The organism is Plantibacter flavus (assembly GCF_900177615.1).
Taxonomy (GTDB): Bacteria; Actinomycetota; Actinomycetes; order Actinomycetales; family Microbacteriaceae; genus Plantibacter; species Plantibacter flavus.
Map to the genome: position 1 here is coordinate 245,531 of NZ_FXAP01000002.1, position 17,540 is coordinate 263,070.

The 17,540-nt window shown below is 65.9% G+C and carries 15 protein-coding genes; 13 read left to right on the forward strand and 2 right to left on the reverse strand.

Annotated elements, in window-relative coordinates:
- Nucleotides 1-221: 221 nt before the first annotated feature.
- The 8 genes from B9Y95_RS07600 (at nucleotide 222) to B9Y95_RS07635 (ending at nucleotide 9,194) form a co-directional block, all read left to right on the forward strand.
- Nucleotides 222-1,190, forward strand: a complete 969-nt coding sequence (locus B9Y95_RS07600; protein ID WP_143736364.1) for an FkbO/Hyg5 family chorismatase — start codon at nucleotides 222-224, stop codon at nucleotides 1,188-1,190.
- Nucleotides 1,187-2,065 carry a 4-hydroxy-tetrahydrodipicolinate synthase gene (dapA, locus tag B9Y95_RS07605; RefSeq protein ID WP_085511312.1) on the forward strand — a complete coding sequence of 293 codons (879 nt, stop codon included), beginning with the start codon at nucleotides 1,187-1,189 and terminating at the stop codon, nucleotides 2,063-2,065. Before B9Y95_RS07600 ends, dapA begins: the two co-directional genes overlap by 4 nt.
- Nucleotides 2,062-3,300, forward strand: coding sequence for an aminotransferase class I/II-fold pyridoxal phosphate-dependent enzyme (locus B9Y95_RS07610; protein ID WP_159453343.1), 1,239 nt, complete (start codon nucleotides 2,062-2,064; stop codon nucleotides 3,298-3,300). Before dapA ends, B9Y95_RS07610 begins: the two co-directional genes overlap by 4 nt.
- Nucleotides 3,297-4,538 carry an FAD-dependent monooxygenase gene (locus B9Y95_RS07615; protein WP_085511314.1) on the forward strand — a complete coding sequence of 414 codons (1,242 nt, stop codon included), beginning with the start codon at nucleotides 3,297-3,299 and terminating at the stop codon, nucleotides 4,536-4,538. Before B9Y95_RS07610 ends, B9Y95_RS07615 begins: the two co-directional genes overlap by 4 nt.
- Nucleotides 4,535-5,584: a cupin domain-containing protein gene (locus tag B9Y95_RS07620; RefSeq protein ID WP_085511315.1), complete on the forward strand. Its 1,050-nt coding sequence runs from the start codon at nucleotides 4,535-4,537 to the stop codon at nucleotides 5,582-5,584. Before B9Y95_RS07615 ends, B9Y95_RS07620 begins: the two co-directional genes overlap by 4 nt.
- Nucleotides 5,581-6,696, forward strand: a complete 1,116-nt coding sequence (locus B9Y95_RS20310; RefSeq protein ID WP_159453344.1) for a GNAT family N-acetyltransferase — start codon at nucleotides 5,581-5,583, stop codon at nucleotides 6,694-6,696. Before B9Y95_RS07620 ends, B9Y95_RS20310 begins: the two co-directional genes overlap by 4 nt.
- Before the next feature lie 78 nt (nucleotides 6,697-6,774).
- On the forward strand, nucleotides 6,775-7,980 hold the full coding sequence (locus B9Y95_RS07630; protein ID WP_143736365.1) for an ATP-grasp domain-containing protein: 1,206 nt from the start codon (nucleotides 6,775-6,777) through the stop codon (nucleotides 7,978-7,980).
- 74 nt (nucleotides 7,981-8,054) lie between these two features.
- Nucleotides 8,055-9,194 (forward strand): MFS transporter, encoded by a 1,140-nt coding sequence (locus B9Y95_RS07635; RefSeq protein WP_159453345.1) that lies wholly within the window; start codon nucleotides 8,055-8,057, stop codon nucleotides 9,192-9,194.
- A gap of 4 nt (nucleotides 9,195-9,198) precedes the next feature.
- On the opposite strand, the gene B9Y95_RS07640 is transcribed toward B9Y95_RS07635, so the two are convergent.
- Entirely contained in the window at nucleotides 9,199-9,798 is a 600-nt protein-coding gene (locus B9Y95_RS07640; protein ID WP_085511319.1) for an NAD(P)H-dependent oxidoreductase, read from the reverse strand.
- A gap of 117 nt (nucleotides 9,799-9,915) precedes the next feature.
- On the opposite strand from B9Y95_RS07640, the gene B9Y95_RS07645 reads away from it, so the two are divergent.
- On the forward strand, nucleotides 9,916-11,046 hold the full coding sequence (locus tag B9Y95_RS07645) for a VanZ family protein (protein WP_085511320.1): 1,131 nt from the start codon (nucleotides 9,916-9,918) through the stop codon (nucleotides 11,044-11,046).
- Between the two features lie 96 nt (nucleotides 11,047-11,142).
- On the opposite strand, the gene B9Y95_RS07650 is transcribed toward B9Y95_RS07645, so the two are convergent.
- Nucleotides 11,143-11,853, reverse strand: a complete 711-nt coding sequence (locus B9Y95_RS07650) for a TetR/AcrR family transcriptional regulator (RefSeq protein WP_234994021.1) — start codon at nucleotides 11,851-11,853, stop codon at nucleotides 11,143-11,145.
- A gap of 97 nt (nucleotides 11,854-11,950) precedes the next feature.
- Between B9Y95_RS07650 and B9Y95_RS07655 the strand changes: the two genes are divergently transcribed.
- From B9Y95_RS07655 to B9Y95_RS07670, 4 genes are all read left to right on the forward strand, one after another.
- Nucleotides 11,951-13,471 carry an ABC transporter substrate-binding protein gene (locus tag B9Y95_RS07655; RefSeq protein ID WP_085511321.1) on the forward strand — a complete coding sequence of 507 codons (1,521 nt, stop codon included), beginning with the start codon at nucleotides 11,951-11,953 and terminating at the stop codon, nucleotides 13,469-13,471.
- A gap of 218 nt (nucleotides 13,472-13,689) precedes the next feature.
- Nucleotides 13,690-14,631 carry an ABC transporter permease gene (locus B9Y95_RS07660; RefSeq protein WP_085511322.1) on the forward strand — a complete coding sequence of 314 codons (942 nt, stop codon included), beginning with the start codon at nucleotides 13,690-13,692 and terminating at the stop codon, nucleotides 14,629-14,631.
- Nucleotides 14,628-16,487: a dipeptide/oligopeptide/nickel ABC transporter permease/ATP-binding protein gene (locus tag B9Y95_RS07665; protein ID WP_085511323.1), complete on the forward strand. Its 1,860-nt coding sequence runs from the start codon at nucleotides 14,628-14,630 to the stop codon at nucleotides 16,485-16,487. Before B9Y95_RS07660 ends, B9Y95_RS07665 begins: the two co-directional genes overlap by 4 nt.
- Nucleotides 16,484-17,335 carry an ATP-binding cassette domain-containing protein gene (locus B9Y95_RS07670; RefSeq protein ID WP_064295413.1) on the forward strand — a complete coding sequence of 284 codons (852 nt, stop codon included), beginning with the start codon at nucleotides 16,484-16,486 and terminating at the stop codon, nucleotides 17,333-17,335. Before B9Y95_RS07665 ends, B9Y95_RS07670 begins: the two co-directional genes overlap by 4 nt.
- The last annotated feature ends 205 nt before the right edge of the window (nucleotides 17,336-17,540 follow it).

A 17,540-nucleotide genomic window follows, 5' to 3' on the forward strand; every position in this document is an offset into this window, starting at 1 on the left:
GCTGTTGCATCGCGCGCTGGTGGCACGGCGGGCGGCCAATCGACCATCCGACAGCCGACCTAGCCGCGGGATTGCGAGCTCCCGCGCCTCTCCGCTCAAACTCACTCAGTTTAAATATAAGTTGTGCGCCTGTAAAACTTTAATGCTAGTATTTGTGACCTGCGGGCGACTGCCCGCAAGTCGAGGGCACTCGACGCTCGCTTGACCATTCCGGAGGAATCTTGCAGACGTTCGTCGCACCCATGTTCTCGATCGATGAGGGTTCACTTCCGAGTGAGATCATCGGAGTTTCACCCCTGGCTCGGATCTATTACGGCCAGACCGAGGCGGGGCCACGTGTGATCGACGGCGTCCTAGAGCTCCCGGTACACATGGTCACTGATGGCACCGCCGGATTCATCGAGACATGGCACGCCACGGGCAATGTCACCGTTGTCATTCGGGGCTCTGTCGCCGTTGCCCACGATGGCCAGCAACTCGTCTGCGCCGGATTCGTGCCGCGTCACGGCCGCTGGGCAGATGCGATCCGCCAGGCGTACGCGCAGGGTATCGCACTGGCCGATGAGCTTGGATACGCCAACATCTTCCGCATGTGGAACATGATTGGCCACATCAACGAGACGAACCAGGACGGGCTTGAGGTCTATCGCGACTTCTGCGTGGGGCGCGCTGAAGCGTTCGATGTTCGCAAGATGATCGATGGTGTGCCTTCAGCGACCGGGATCGGATCACGTGGTGACGGCATCAGCTTCTACTTTCTCGCGACACGCTCGGGGCGAATCACAAACCTGGAGAACCCCAACCAGGTTCCGGCGTTCGAATATCCGGATGACTACGGTCCACGACCACCATCCTTCGCTCGCGCATCGACGATCGATGGCGCCGACAAGCTTTTCATCTCAGGGACGGCGAGCATACTCGGGCACCGCACCATGCACGTCGGCAACATTGAGAAGCAACTTGAGACCACCCGCGACAACCTCCAGGCGCTCCTGCGCGCCAGCGAAGATGATGAGCGTGGTTGGCAACTGGAGCACGTGAAGGTCTATGTGCGTCACAGCCGCGACCTTGAGACGGTGCGCAGGTTCGTTGAGCAGAACCTTCCGACACCCACACCGCCCGTCTACATGAACGTGGCGATCTGTCGGAGCGACCTGCTCGTCGAGATCGAGGGGGTGGCCAGAAGATGACGGCTCCCCAAATCCACGGCTCAGTGCCCGCCCTGGTCACGCCGTTCGACGGAGACTCATGGTCGCGCGACGCGCTGGAGTCCCTCATCGACTGGCACATCGCCGAGGGGAGCTCGGCGCTCGTTGTGTGCGGCACGACTGGCGAGAGCACGACGCTCACCGAGAATGAGCAGATCGACGTCATCGCGGCCGCCGTCCAAGCGGCGAACGGGAGAATCCCGATCATCGCCGGCGCCGGATCGAATTCCTCAACGACGTCCATCGAGCTAACACGTGCGGCCGAAGCCGTCGGAGCGGACGCCACGCTCCACGTCGCTGGTTACTACAACCGACCCAACAGCGGCCAGCTCATCGCCCACTTCCACGCGGTGGCAGACTGCGCGGAGCGGCCTGTCCTGCTCTACGACATCCCGCAGCGAACGGGCGTCGCGCTGTCGGTGTCCGATGTCCTCGAGATCTGCGCTCACGACAACATCGTCGGCATCAAGGACTCAACAGGTGATCTGGGGCGCCTCACCGCGGAGCGGTTGGGCACGGAGACTCCCCTGAGCTTTCTGTCGGGAGACGACTTCTCCGCGCTTTCCTACCTCGCCTCAGGTGGCCACGGATGGGTCTCCGTCGTAGCCAACGTCGCCCCCCGACTCTGCGCGTCCCTGGTGGCGGCGGTCACATCTGGTGACCTGATCGACGCACGTCGTATCAACGATCTGCTGCATCCGCTGTCGCTCGCACTGATGCTCGATCCGAACCCGGCTGGCCCAAAGTACGCGCTCTCCTGTGCGGCCCGGTGCAGCACGGAGGTGCGGGCTCCACTCACTCCGGCGTCGCCGGAGACCAGACGGCGCATCGACGAAGCACTGGCAGCTATCTCGTGATCTCTACCTCTCTCAAGCTCTCCGAGAATGCTGCTCTGCGATCACTGGGCACCCACCCGTTTCAACACCTCGCCGCTCTCCTCGACGGGATAGACCCTCCATCTGCGCTGACACCTATCGATCTGACGATCGGCGAGCCCACCTCAAGACCGCCCGAGTGGACAGCAGCTGCACTATCGGAGGACTCGGCGTCATTCGGCACGTATCCACCGAACGGCGGCCCCGCGTGGTTCAACGATGCGGTCATCGACTGGGCTGAGCGGCGCTTCGGCATCCCTCGGCAAGCTATGGACCGCGCCGCAGTGGTCCCGACGGCCGGAGCCCGCGAAGCACTCTTCCAGCTGGCATTGGCAGTTGAAGGGCCGCGAAGTGGGCGGGACCTCGTGGTGATGCCCACGCCCCACTACGCACCGTACCGCGCCGCTGCGGCATTTCCTGGATTCTCCGTGTTGCCGCTGGCAGCCGACGCGTCGAATGGGAATCTTCCCACTCCCGACATGCTGCCTGTCGGGGTCGCCCAACGAGTCGCCCTCACATACCTGTGCTCGCCGAGCAACCCTGAGGGGGCGGTCGCTGACAAGCAGCGACTCGGCCGTGCAATCGAACACGCGAGGCGACACGGATATTTGCTTGTCGTCGACGAGTGCTACAGCGAAATCTACCGCAATGAGCCTCCGACAAGCGCCCTCGCTGTCGCTGCGGGTCTCGCTGCGGCCCCGAGCGAGGATTTGTTCCGCAACGTGGTGGTCGTGAACTCGCTGTCTAAGCGGTCTAGTGCAGCCGGTCTGCGAGTCGGGTGGGTCGCCGGCGACCGGCATATCGTTGACAGCCTCGTACGTGCGCGTTCGTACATCGGTGGCTCTACCCCATTGCCTAATCTGCGGGCCGCCGCGCGACTGTACACAGACGAGGGGCACGTCGAACGGATTCGCCAGGGATATTGCGACGCGTTCGACGCTTCGGACTCCGTCCTTCAAGACGTCGAGGGCTACAGATCTCCGGCTGCCGGAATGTTCCTCTGGCACCAAGTCGGGGACGGTGAGACGGTGGCACGACGTGCGTGGCGCGACGCCGGCGTGCGACTGGTACCCGGGGAGTATCTTGGGCCGGCCGGGCATGACGGCCGCCACCCTGGGCGCTCGCACGTTCGTCTGGCGATGGCCTGTCCCCGCCCGCTCATCGAAGAAGCGCTTGATCGACTCCATCCGATTCTCCAGGATGAGGGAAGAGCGTGAGCTCCGCAGAACGTCAGGGGGCGTTCATCATCGTGGGCGGCGGCATCGCCGGGCTTGCTAGTGCTCTGGCCCTCGCACCGCACGCCTCATCAGTGACTGTGCTCGAGCGCAACTCCCGCTTCCAAGAGGTCGGAGCGGGAATACAGTTGAGCCCGAACGCTTTCGCAGCATTGGATGAGCTCGGCGTGAAAGAAGCTGTACTCACTCGCTCGATTCGTGTCCAGCGACTTACGGTGCTAGACGCTCAATCGGGCGGCACCCTCGTGGACTTTCCTCTGGACGATCGTTTCGAGGCCCAGTTCGGGCATCCGTACGCCGTCGTCCATCGAGGCGCATTGCACCGAACACTGCTCGATGCGTGCCGCCGATTAGCCACGATCCGGCTCATCACGAACGCCAACGTCAATGGCCTCACCGAGCACGACGACTCGATCACCGCCAACCTCGCCGACGGCCGTGTTTTCGTCGGTGACGTGCTAATCGGCGCTGACGGACTCAATTCTTCGGTACGGGCCCAGGTGGTCGGAGACGGAGCACCGGAACCTGCCGGCCATGTTGTGTATCGCGCGGTTATCTCGGCGGAGCAGTTCCCTGCAGATCTGCCAGCACGATCCTCGATCCTCTGGGCAGGCCCGGATATGCACGTCGTGCACTACCCGCTCGCTGACGGCAAGTCATTCAACCTCGTCGCGACTAGGGTCGAGCCGGTAAACGAGATGTTCGCCAACCGCGGGATCCAGGCTGCGTGGGTGAGGAGCGCATTCGCAAGCGTGGCGCCTCCGCTCCGGCGCCTGCTCGACGCGCCGGCCCATTGGCGAGCGTGGTCGATCGCGGACCGGGCGCCGGTGCACACTTGGCATCGCGGACGTGCCGTGCTCATGGGGGACGCCGCGCACCCAATGCTGCAATACGCCGCCCAGGGTGCGTGCCAGGCCATCGAGGATGCGGTGATTTTCGCTCGACTCGTGGGGGCCGTCGGCGCGAACGACGCAGTCGCGTCGCTAGGCCCTGCTCGAGCTGGCCGTACTGCGCGCGTGCAGCAGACCGCGCGCTGGCTGGGCGACGCGATCTACCACCCGGCCGGCGTACCGCGTCGCGCCCGGGACGTGATGCTCAAGAGCCTCGACCACGCGAAGCTCACAGCGTCCCTCCAGTGGCTGTACGCCTGGACGCCGGACAACGGGCTCGCACTCGCGAACACACACGCCACTCACGATGGGGAGCTGATCAGGCCATGACCGATTTGAAGACAGACAACGACACGCTTGAAGCGTTCTACATGGACATCCGATCTCAGGGTCTCGCAGCCCTGTGGACGAGGTTCCGCGACCTCATCACGCCCGAACCGAGCAGCGGTTGCGTGGCCCACCATTGGCGTTACGCGGACGCGCGTGAGGCGCTTCTCCGTGCGGGCGAGCTCATCAGCGCGGAGGATGCAGAACGACGCGTCCTCATCATGGAGAACCCCGGTCAGTCAGGCTCCTCTCAGATCACGAGCTCCCTCTACGCGGGTCTACAACTGGTGCTTCCAGGAGAGGTCGCTCCCGCGCACCGGCACAGTCAGTCAGCCCTTCGACTGATTCTCGAGGGTCCCGGTTCACTGAGCGTGGTGGAGGGGGAACCTGTCACGATGGCGGTCGGCGATCTCGTCGTCACGCCGCCTTGGGCATGGCATGACCACAGGAACGATACAGATGCACCAACCATCTGGCTCGACCTCCTGGACATTCCGATCGTGAAGTTCTTCGACACGTCGTTCATCGAGCGCGGGTCGGCGGTCGAGCAACTAGTGACAAAGGAGCGCGGCCACTCCCGGGTTCAGTTCGGATCGGCGCTTCTTCCCGAGGGATACGTTGCGAACCGCAACTCCGCGACACCTCTCACCTCCTATTCCTTCACCACGGCGCTATCCGCGCTCCGGTCGAGCGAAAGCACGGTCGAAGCGGATCCGTGGCTCGGGCACCGCGTGCTCTATTCGGACCCCACCAGCGGTAGCGATGTACTCACCACAATCGCCGCCGGGATCCAGCTCCTCCCGGCCGGCTTCGCAGGAAGGGCGATTCGTTCGACTGACGCGACCGTGTATGTCACCCTCCAAGGTCTCGCCACGTTTTTCGTCGAGGATGTGCGTTTCGATCTCAGGCCCGGGGACGTCCTGGTCGTGCCGAGCTGGAGCTGGGTACGACGCAGCGCGACGAACAGGGATGCCATCGTGTTCAGCGGATCGGATGCTGCAGTGCAGAAGCGGATCGGCGTATGGCGAGAAGAGCGCAGCGACGGATGAATCATCTCTCCGTGCAACGCGCGGCCGATCCGACCAGTCTTCCTGGATGGGACCAGTTGGGGGCCAACGCCTCTTTCTACGCTTGTGCTCGCTGGCTCGCCTATGCCGACGTCGCCTCCGGGGCATCCAGCGAGTATCTCGTAACGCGCGCGAACGACCTCACGATTGCCGCACTTTCAATTCATCGACTCGATGGAGGCTTCGGCGCGGAATACAACCCAGCGATCGCCATTCCCGACGCCTGCCTCAGCTCAAACGCGGTCCTTATCGGCGGGTACCGTGGATATCGGAGCAGCGTCCTCAAGGCATCACGAGCCGATGTCTCCGCAGCAGTGACCCGAACGATCGATGAGGGCGTGCGCGATGCCGAATGGTGGTGGCCGCACCTCACCTTCCATGATGCGTCCTTCCTCCAGCGAGCCTTCGCCGCGGAGGGTCGCGACACATCCTTGAACTTCATCGGCGTCGACCACTCCGTGCGATCTCGCGCGTCATTCGAGTCGCATGTCACGCACCTCCCCTCGAAGCAGCGCAGGACGAACGCACGTCGGGAGCATTCGATAGCGCGGGAACTTGGAATACGCGTCAAGCGGCTTCGACTAGCGGAATGCTGGGACTCCCTCGTTCCTCTTCTCGCCGGGGTCGAAGCAAAGTACGGAAACAACCCGGAGCTAGCTCGCCTGCGGCGTCTGGTCCGTCTGCAGGCAGAGCATCTCGACGACATCGCAATGGTGTTCGGCTGCGAGGACACCGAAGGACGGCTTATCGGCTTCTCGCTCTGTTACCGCGGCGCTAACGAGCTCGCACTGCGCATCGTCGGCTTCGACTATGACCATCTCCGGGGCGGCGAGTACTCCCTCGTCGCTATCTACGAACCGCTTGTGTATGCGGCTGAGCATGGAATCCGCAATGTTCACCTGGGCATCGATTCGGACGAGGCGAAAGTTAGACGAGGTTCAGTGTTGGAGCCCTTGTGGGCGGTCTCCTCACATGGGGAAAGCGCCCACGCAGCGTCCGTGGCCCGCGCACGCTCGATTGCGGCAGGGCTACCTGAGCGCGAAGCGGCCGCGCTCCTCGGCGCGGTCGAATCTGCGCTCGGCTACCGACAATAATTCGTCATCGCATCGCCAGCAATCACGAGCACGACCCAGAACTGATTGGACCCACCCTTGAAACTCGTCTTGATGCACGTGGCGAAGAACACCCTGCCGACGCCGGTTATCGCACACCTTGAACAGCACGATCTGACGGTGATCACCGAACCGGGGCACCTTCAGATGTACGCTGCAGGCACAAAGGTCATCGAGATCCCCAGTATTCGAGACGTGACCGCCGCCGCAGCCGCCCTCCGCACGGTTCTCTGCAAAGGCCCAGTGGATCGCCTGCTACACCCGTTCGAGCTCGGGCAGAGCGTGGCCGGCTATCTCCGCTCGCTGTACGGCATCCCCGGCATGGGGTTTCAGACAGCCAATGTGTTCACGAACAAATTTGCTATGAAAGAGGCGTACAAGAAGGCTGGTCTCCCCAGTGCACCGGCGCACATCACCTACAGTCCGGAGGGAATCGGAGCTGCGGCGCAGACACTCGGCTGGCCTGTCATCGTCAAGCCAATGCTGGGCGGGGGTTCGATGGACGTACATCGACTCGATGGACCAGAATCTTTGAGAGAACTACTGACGGCGCCCGAGTACGAGAGCTTCCGGGCTCTGACCGTGCCCCTCGTCGTCGAGCCCTTCGTCGAGGTGCTGGCAGAGTTCCACTGTGACGGCATCGTGATCGACGGCGCGATCGTGTTCGCTGAAGCATCTGAATACTTGGCTCCCCTTCTCGATTGCCCCCCGGAGTTCAACGGCTCGTTCTTTCTCGCCGCTGGCGATCCTCTGCGCGCCAGCATCCTCACGCTTCACCGCGAAGCTGTCCGCGCGCTCGATCTTCGAGACGGCGTCACTCACATGGAGTTCTTCCGCACGCCCGGCGGGATCCTGGCCGGTGAAATCGCGTGTCGACCTGCTGGCGGGGCGATACCCGAGGCTATCGAGCACGCGTATGGCGTAGACATTTGGGACGCGCAGCTGCGGATCATGCTCGGGGAGGATCCTTCCGTCCACCCGATTCGTACAGAAGGGTGCCTCGTCAACTATCACCTTCCGGTGAGTCCGGGCCGCATCACCGGCTTGACCGCCGTCGAGGATCTGCAGTGTATCGACAACGTGGTCGCTGCTCGGATCACGAAGAAGGTCGGCGACGTCATTCCCCCGAACTACAACTCTTCCTACGCGTCCGGCGTTGTCTTCGTCCATGTTGACGACCGGTCAGGCGTCGACGATGCGGTGCGCCGCCTTGCCGACGCGTTCAGCATCGAGGTCGAGCCCTTGAGTTCAACTGCAAAACCGTGATCTCGAGAGCTGTGCGGGTGGCGCTCCGCCTCGCGCCCCCCGCGGGAGCAGCACGCCCGCTCACGGTGGCGGTCGTGGTGCAAACAGTAGGGTTCGGTCTGCTGACAACGCTCTGCACAATCTACTTCGTGCGGGTCGTCGGTCTCAATCTCGCCATCGTAGCGGTCGCGTTTTCGGTCGCAGCAGTGGGGGGGATCGTCGCAGGAGTCGCGGTGGGGCACCTCTCAGACAGCCTCGGGCCGCGAGGAATCACGGTAGCTCTTCTCGCCGCGACGAGTGTCACCGTGCTCGCCCACATACTTGTGACAGATACGACGACCCTGTTCTCAGTCCTGGTGCTCTACCAGTTCGCGGATCGGGGCGCGTCCGCCGCTCGAGGAACCCTCATAGCCCGCGCTGTCCCCGCGACTACTCAAGTGAAAACGAGGTCATACCTGCGGGCCGTATCCAACATCGGGTTCGCCGTTGGCGCGGGACTCGCGACATGGGCTCTCATCAGAGACAGTAGGTCAACGTTCGTGTGCCTCATCGTTGCCGCAGCGGCTTCGTATGCTCTGGCCGCGGTGATCCTCGCACTTCAGATCCGGAGTATCCCTCCAGTTCCACGTGAGCATCGTGCCTCGGTCACTACCGCGCTCGGGGACCGCCGATTCATGTTCTTCACCGCCGCGAACGCCGTGCTCTCCCTACAGTTCGCCGTGCTTGAGTTCGGCATGCCGATCTGGGTGACTCAACATTCGAAGGCTCCCGGGTGGATGGTAGCGGTCCTCTTCATGAGCAACACAGCACTCGTCACCGCTCTGCAGGTGCGCATGGGCCGCTCATCCGCGACCCTGTCAGGTGCTGTTCGCGCGCACGTTGTGGCAGGCATGCTCCTCGCATTCGCATGCGTGCTCTTCGGGCTCGCGGGCTACCTTCCGATGTGGCTCGCGGTTGTCGCGCTCGTAGGAGCGGGGATCAGCCACGCGTTTGGCGAAATGACACAAGGAGCATCATCATGGTCGATTGCTTTCGAACTGGCCCCTCCTAACGCTCATGGACAGTACCAGGGACTTTTCGCGACGAGCACGTCGATAGGTCTGGTCGCTGGCTCCAGCGTGGTGGCATTCGTGGCCGTCTCGTGGGGCCTGCCCGGCTGGCTGCTGTTGGGGGGCGCATTCATCCTTGCAGGAGTCTCGCTGCCATTCACTCTCCGCGCCGCCTCGTCGGCCTGAGCTATCAGGCGCGGATCGCTCCGATGACCGCGTCCACCGCGGCCTCCACCGCACGCGTCCGCGCATCGGCGTCCTCGCCCTCCGAGTCGTGGACGAAGGTCGTCACGCCACGGCGAGCGCCGCAGAAGTCGACGATGCCGTGCTCGAGCTGCGTCCGCATCGCCCGCTCGTAGCCGTGGCGGTCGTAGACCCCGGCGTCGTCACCAGCGATCGGTACGAGGTGCACGCGCAGGCGGTCGAGCTTCCGGACGATCCCGCCGTCCGCGTCGAGGCCAAACGCCCAGCCGTTGACGAACACGCGGTCGAACCAGCCCTTGAGGAGCGCGGGCGCCGACCACCAGTACACCGGGAAGACGAGCACGAGGTCGGTGGCCCGGTCGAGCCGCTCCTGCTCGGCGGCCACATCCGGGGTGAAGTCGCCGCCGACGCGGTAGGTGTGGCGGTCGGAGAGCGTGTACCGCGGGTCGAAGCCCTCCGCAGCCAGGTCCGCGACCTCGACGCTGGTCGAGCCGGCGGTCGATCGCAGCTCCTGCGCGAGCCGCTGGGCGAGATGGTGGGTGAGGGAGTCGGAGTCGGGATGGGTGGTCACGATGAGCGTCGGCACGCTCCATCATCGCCTGCATCGGACGCGGGATCCGCCGTTCGGCACCCTCTGCAGGATGACCGGAGTCCGTCCGCCGACTGATGCCGATGGTGCCACGAGCGCCCTACAGTTGTCGGAATGAGCGGATGGACATGGCAGGCGTGGGTCGGACTCGTCGGCGGCACGCTGATCTTCTTCGCCGTCCTCGGTCCGATCCTGCTCGTGCAGCTCCGTCGCTACGGCCAGATGTCGCTCCCCCGGGTGATCGGCGCTGCGGCGGTCAGTGTCTACGCGGTCGCCCTCGTGGCGTACACCCTGCTGCCGCTGCCGGACACGCGGGACAACTGCGTCGGATCCGGAGGCTCACTCGAACTCATCCCCGGACACTCGATCGGGGACATCGCGCGCGAGACCGCCGGGCAGTCGCTGCTCAGCACCTTGACCAGTCACGCCATGCTCCAGGTCGTCATGAACGTGATCCTCTTCATCCCGTTCGGGGCGATCGCCAGGCGCTATTGGAACCGCAGCCTCGGCGTCTCGATCCTGCTCGGCGCGCTGGTGTCCTTGCTCGTCGAGAGCACCCAGCTCACCGGCATCTGGGGGCTCTACGAGTGCTCCTACCGGGTGGCGGACGTCGACGACCTGATCGCGAACACGGCGGGCGCCGCGATCGGTGCCCTCATCGCGCCGATCGTCCTCGCCTGGATGCCGAGCTCGCACGCCCTGCGGGCCACCCGTGGCGCCGCCCGGCCGGTGACGGTCTGGCGCCGGTGGTTCGGGATGATCCTCGATGCGGTCGCCGTCCAGGTGTCGATCACCGTGCTCTCGCTCGTGTTCGTCGTGCCGCGGGTCCTCCTGACGGGTGCGACCGGCCCGGCCAACGATCCGACGCTGCCCGAGGTGCTGAGCATCGGTGCCGGTACCGTCATCGTCGTCATCGTCCTGCCCGCGCTCATCGGGAGCGGCGCGTCGCTCGGCCAACGCCTCGTCTGGCTCGCCCCGCAGTGGCGTGACGGCCGAGGCTCAGCCGTGCGCCGCCTGTACCGCGCCTCCGTCGTCGCGCTTCCGTACATCGCCGCCACGACCGCGGGCCAGCTCCCGGAGGCCACGCAGGGCCCGACCCAGACCATCGCCGGTTTCGTCGGCCTGCTGAGCGCGCTCGTGGTGACGATCGCCGTCGCCTCCGTACCCTTCACCCGGAACCGCCACGGGCTGTCGTTCACGTCGGTCGGCGCGGACCTGCGCGACGCCCGCACGACCACGCCGTAGCGCGACAGCAGGAGATCAGCGCCGGAGCAGGACGCACTCGCCCAGAGGCTCCTGCCGCCGGGCGGATCTCCTGCTGCCGCGCCGACCGCTCGGCGCCTAGAGCTCGGTGCCGAGCAGCCCCGACAGGAAGGCGTGGAGCTCGTCCGCCATGTCGACCGACTCCGGCGCCAGCAGCCACTGCACCTGCAGACCATCCATGAGCGCGATGGTCATGAACGCCGCACTGGTGGTGGGGAAGTCCGCCCGCACCTGTCCCCCCGACACGAGCAGTCCGAAGGTGCGCTCGAGGCGCCCGCGCGTGCCCTCATACCGCTCGACGAAGTAGTCGTGCGCCGGGTGGTCGGGCGAGGTCGCCTCCGCCGAGAGCGTGCAGTAGAGCGCGACCACGCCGGGCACGGAAGCGTTGTACCGGGCGAGTGCGACCAGCCCCCGGAGCGTCTCGATCGGGTCGTCGCCGTCCATCGGCACGAGCGTCGCCGAGAGGTCGTCGCGGTGCGAGAGCACGGCGGCGAGCAACGCGCTCTTGTTCGGGAAGTGGTGCAGGAGACCGGCCTCGCTCATCCCCACCTGCGCGGCCACCTCCCGGAGCGAACCCGCGCGGTATCCCCCGTTGGCGAAGACGGCGAGCGCTGCGTCGAGGATCGCGACGCGCTTCATACCGGTTTTCGCATATGCACCGCGGGGCTTCCCCTGCGGCTTGTTCCCGGTCTTGACCGATGTCATCGGACGACCTCCCCCTTCGGACGGCTTCACGATAGCGCGTTCCCCGTCGAACGCCGCGGCCTGGTCGTGATCCAACTGTGACATGGTCGAAAACAAAAAGCTAGTGACCACTCGGGTTTCATGCTAGCGTCCTCAATCACCAGCGATCCGATGAGGGATTGCTCACAGCGAATGGACAAAGATGTTCCGATGGAAGACGACCGCAGCCGTCGCGGTCACCGCTGCTGCACTCGTGCTCACCGGATGCTCCGGTAGCACCTCCGGCTCTGACAGCGGCTCCGGTGGCACCCTGATCCTGGGTGCGATCACTCCCCCCACCACGTTCGACCCGGCCGGCTCCGAGTGGGGCAACCGCTCGCCCTTCTACCAGGCCGTCTTCGACACGCTGCTCGTCGCCACCGCCGACGGCGAGATCGTGCCGTCGCTCGCGACCTCCTACGAGTACAACGACGACAACACCGTCCTGACGCTCAAGATCCGCGACGACGTCACCTTCACCGACAAGTCGAAGCTCACCGCCGACGTCGTCAAGCAGAACCTCGAACGCTTCAAGACCGGCACCTCCCCCGACGCCGGCTACTTCGCGGGTGTCGCCTCCGTCGAGGCACCCGACGACACCACCGTCGTCATCACCCTGAGTGCACCCGACCCGGCCATGCTCAACTACCTCACCCGCGACCCCGGCCTGATCGCCAGCGCCGAGTCGTTCGACAGCCCCGACCTCGCCACCAACCCGGTCGGCTCCGGACCCTACGTGCTCGACACGGCCGCGACCGTCACCGGCACGAGCTACAGCTACACCGCGAACCCCGACTACTGGAACAAGGACTGGCAGCACTACGACAAGCTGACCATCAACGTCCTCCAGGACGCGACCGCCGGCCTCAACGCCGTCAAGTCGGGCGAGGTCAACGGCATCAAGCTCGCCAACAACGACAACCTCGCCGAGGTCGAGGGCGCCGGCTGGACCGTCAACGCCAACGAGCTCGACTTCCAGGGCATGCTCCTCCTCGACCGCGCCGGCACGATGAACCCGGCGATCGCCGACGTCCGCGTCCGCCAGGCCATCAACTACGCGTTCGACCGCCCGGCTCTGCTCAAGGCACTGCAGAACGACAACGGCACGGTCACGGGTCAGGTCTTCCCGGAGAACTCCCCCGCCTATGACAAGTCGCTCGACGACCGCTACGGCTACGACCCAGAGAAGGCCAAGGAGCTGCTCGCCGAGGCGGGTTACGCCGACGGCCTGACGCTCTCGATGCCGTCCTCCACGGTGCTCGGCGCCACCACCTACACGCTGATCTCGCAGCAGCTGGCCGACGTCGGGATCACCGCCGAGTACACGGACCCGGGCAACAACTTCATCGCCGACCTCCTGGCCCCGAAGTTCCCCGTCTCCTTCATGGCGCTGGAGCAGAACCCGGACTGGCAGCTCATCCAGTTCATGATCGCCCCGAACGCCGTCTTCAACCCCTTCAAGTACGACGACCCGAAGGTCGACGAGTACATCAAGCAGATCCAGTACGGCGATGAGGCGACGCAGGGCAAGGTCGCCAAGGAACTGAACGCCTACATCGTCGAGCAGGCCTGGTTCGCGCCCTTCTACCGGGTGCAGGGCAGCTTCGCGACGGACGCGAACACGACCGTCAAGATGATCCCGACGAACGCGTACCCGTCCATCTACGACATCCAGCCGAAGTAGTCCGCTGATCCCGGAGCCGGTCGAGGGTCACGCCCTTCGACCGGCTCAGGGACCGGGACCGACCGGTCGCCGATCAGGTCGATGGGTTCGCCCGTCGACAGGCTCGGAGACCGGGAGCAACCGGTCGCACGTCGGTTCGACCCCGGCCCGCCCGAGTGCCCAGCGCTCGGGCGGGCCGGCCCCAACACCCCTCACTCACCCACTTCCTGGAGTGACCCATGCTCGGATTCATCCTCAGACGCCTGGTGTCCGGCGTCGTCCTCATCTTCGTGATCTCCGTGATCGCGTACTCCCTCCTCTACCTCGGCGGCGGCGACATCGCCCGCCGGATCCTCGGCCAGAGCGCCACCACCGAGACCGTCGCGAAGAAGGCCGCCGAACTCGGCCTCGACCGCCCACTGCCGGTGCAGTACCTCGACTGGATCACCTCCGCCTTCCAGGGCGACCTCGGCCGCTCGTGGTTCACCGGCCAGCTCGTCTCCTCCGGCGTCACCGGCCGCCTCGCCGTCACCCTCTCGATCGTGCTCGGGGCGACCATCATCGCCGCGATCGTGTCCGTCATCCTCGGTGTCCTCGCCGCCCGTCGCGGTGGATGGATCGACAACGTCGTCCAGTTCATCTCCGTCATCGGCTTCGCGATCCCCAGCTTCCTCATCGCGCTCGTGCTCGTCATCACCTTCGCGATCAACCTGCGCCTGTTCAAAGCCACCGGGTACATCCCGATCACCACGTCCTTCTCCGGCTGGGTCGCCTCGGTGACATTGCCGATCATCGCCCTCGCGATCGGCGCCATCGCGACGGTCTCGCAGCAGGTGCGCGGTTCCGTCGTCGACGCGATGTCGAAGGACTACGTCCGCACGCTCCGCAGTCGCGGGCTCGGCACGGGCCGCGTCATCTACAAGCACGTGCTGCGGAACGCCGGCGGCCCGGCCCTCGCCGTCCTCGCCGTGCAGTTCATCGGCCTCCTCGGCGGCGCCGTCATCATCGAGCAGATCTTCGCCCTCCCGGGTATCGGTCAGCTCGCCGTGCAGGCCACGACCCAGGGCGACATCCCCATCGTCATGGGGGTCGTCATCGCGACGGCCATCATCGTCGTCGTCGTCAACCTGCTCATCGACCTCGCGCAGGCTGCGCTCAACCCGAAGGTGCGACTGTCATGACCGCCATCGAAACCCCGCTCACCGTCCCGACCCCGCAGGTCCGCGTCAACCTCCTGCGTCGGCTCCTCAAGCGCCCGATCGGCGCCGCGTCGCTCGTGTTCCTCGCGATCATCGGGGTCGTCGCGATCTTCGGACCGCTCATCGCCCCGCAGGACCCGAACCTCGCGTCCCTGCAGCAGGTCCTGGCGCCACCGAGCGCCGACCACCTCCTCGGAGCGGACAGCGCCGGGCGCGACGTGTTCTCCCGTCTGCTCGCCGCCACCCAGATCAGCGTCGCCGCAGCGCTCCTCGCCCTCGTCGTCGCGATCGTCATCGGGGTCCTCGCCGGACTGATCGCCGGGTACTACCAGGGCTGGTTCGACTCCGTGTCGTCCTGGTTCACGGGCCTCATCATGGCGCTGCCCGGCATCGTCGTCCTCCTCGCCGCCCGCGCCGTCCTCGGCCCGTCGGTCTGGATCTCGATGGCGATCTTCGGCATCCTGCTGTCGCCCTCCTACTTCCGCCTCGTCTATGCGGCGGTCACGGCCGTGCGCTCGGAGCTCTACGTGGACGCCGCCCGGGTCTCGGGCCTCAGCGACCCGCGCATCATCGGCAAGCACATCCTCTCCGTCGTCCGCGCGCCGATCATCATCCAGTCGGCGATCATCGCGGGCATCGCCATCGCGATCCAGTCCGGCCTCGAGTTCCTCGGTCTCGGCGACCTGTCGGTGCCGACCTGGGGGTCGATGCTCAACGACGGCTTCACGAACATCTACAAGGCACCGATCCTCATGGTCTGGCCGTCGCTCGCGATCGCGCTCACCTGCATCGCACTCACCCTGCTCGCCAACGCGATGCGCGACGAGCTCGAGCGCACCGTGTCCGTCCGTCGGCGCCGTCGCAAGATCGTGACCACGTCGAAGACGGGCTCGAACACGATCGTCACCCAGTCGATCAGCACCTCCGGGATCAGCGAGGACGAGATCGTCGGTGTCCCACCCATCCGCCACGACGACGACGCCCGCGCCGCCGTCCGCGCCGAGGAGCTCGTCCTCAGCGTCCGCGACCTCCGCGTCGGCTACGACCAGGAGGGTGGCCGGGTCACCGAAGTCGTCCACGGCGTCGACCTCGACATCCGCAAGGGCGAGGTCCACGGCCTCATCGGTGAGTCCGGCTCGGGCAAGACCCAGACCGCGTGGGGTGTCCTCGGTCTCCTGCCGCGCGGCGGGCGGGTCACCGACGGCACGATCCGCTACGAGGGCACCCGGCTCGACACCCTCGGGGAGCGCGAGTACACGGCCATCCGCGGCAAGCGCATCGGCTACATCCCGCAGGAGCCGATGTCGAACCTCGACCCGGCGTTCACGATCGGCAGCCAGCTCGTCGAACCCCTGCGCGTCACCCTCGGCCTCAGCAGGAAGGAGGCGACGGACAAGGCGCTCGCCCTGCTCGAGCGGGTCGGCATCCCGAACCCCAAGCGCACCTTCGCCGCATTCCCGCACGAGGTCTCGGGCGGTATGGCGCAGCGTGTGCTCATCGCCGGCGCCGTCTCCACGGACCCGGACATCATCATCGCCGACGAGCCCACCACCGCCCTCGACGTGACCGTGCAGGCGGAGGTCCTCGACCTGCTGCGCGACCTCCAGGCGGAGCGCCACATGGCGATGCTCCTCGTGACGCACAACTTCGGTGTGGTCGCCGACCTCTGCGACCGCGTCTCGGTCATGCAGAACGGCCTCATCGTGGAGACCGGGCCGGTGCGCTCGATCTTCAACCACGCACAGCACCCGTACACGCAGTCGCTGCTCGGCGCGATCCTCGACGAGGGTCCCGCCCGACCGGCGCTCGCGACGAACCTGACAGGAGAGACCCGATGACGTCGTCACTGCTCGAGGTGAAGGACCTCGAAGTCGAGTACCCGGGCAAGGGGTTCCGTGCCCAGTCGTTCAAGGCGCTCAAGGGGGTGTCGATCGACATCAAGCCCGGTGAGACCGTCGGCCTCGTCGGCGAGTCCGGCTCCGGCAAGACCACGCTCGGTCGCGCCGTGCTGGGCCTCGCCCCGGTCACCGGCGGCAGCATCCGCTACCGCGACCAGGAGATCGGGCATCTGAAGCGCAAGGAGCGCCGGGCACTCAGCTCGGAGATCCAGGTCGTGTTCCAGGACCCGTACTCCTCACTCAACCCCTCGCTCACGATCGAGCAGATCCTCACCGAGCCGCTCACCGTCCGCGGTGTCTCCGGTGCCGACGCCCGCAAGCGCGTCGGATCCCTGCTCGACCAGGTGCAGCTGCCGACCGGCGCGGCCTCACGGCTCCCCCGGGAGTTCTCGGGCGGGCAGCGGCAGCGCATCGCGATCGCCCGGGCGCTCGCCCTCGATCCGAAGCTCATCGTGTGCGACGAGCCCGTGTCGGCCCTCGACCTGTCGACGCAGGCGCGGGTCCTCGACCTCTTCATCGACATCCAGGAGCAGACGGGCGTCGCCTACCTGTTCATCTCGCACGACCTCGCGGTCGTCCGGCACATCAGCCATCGCGTGGCGGTCATGTACCACGGCGAGATCGTCGAGTCCGGCGACGGCGACCAGGTGACGGCGCACCCGGCCCACCCCTACACGCAGCGCCTGTTCATGGCGGCACCGATCCCCGACCCGGACCGCCAGGAGGACCGCCGCGTCGAGCGCCGCCGCCTCATCGACGAGCAGCGTGCGGCGGAGTCCGCCGCCTGACCGTCGCTTCGACCGCCCGGTCGGCCGGGGCCAGGAACCTGGCCGGCCGGGCGCACCACGCACACCATCCGGTCCCTGAGACCCGTCATCCGGTCCCTGAGACCCACCATCCGGTCCCTGAGACCCACCATCCGGTCCCTGAGACCCACAACCGGTCCCCGAGACCCACCAACCGGTCCCTGAGCTTGTCGAAGGGCCACCCCAG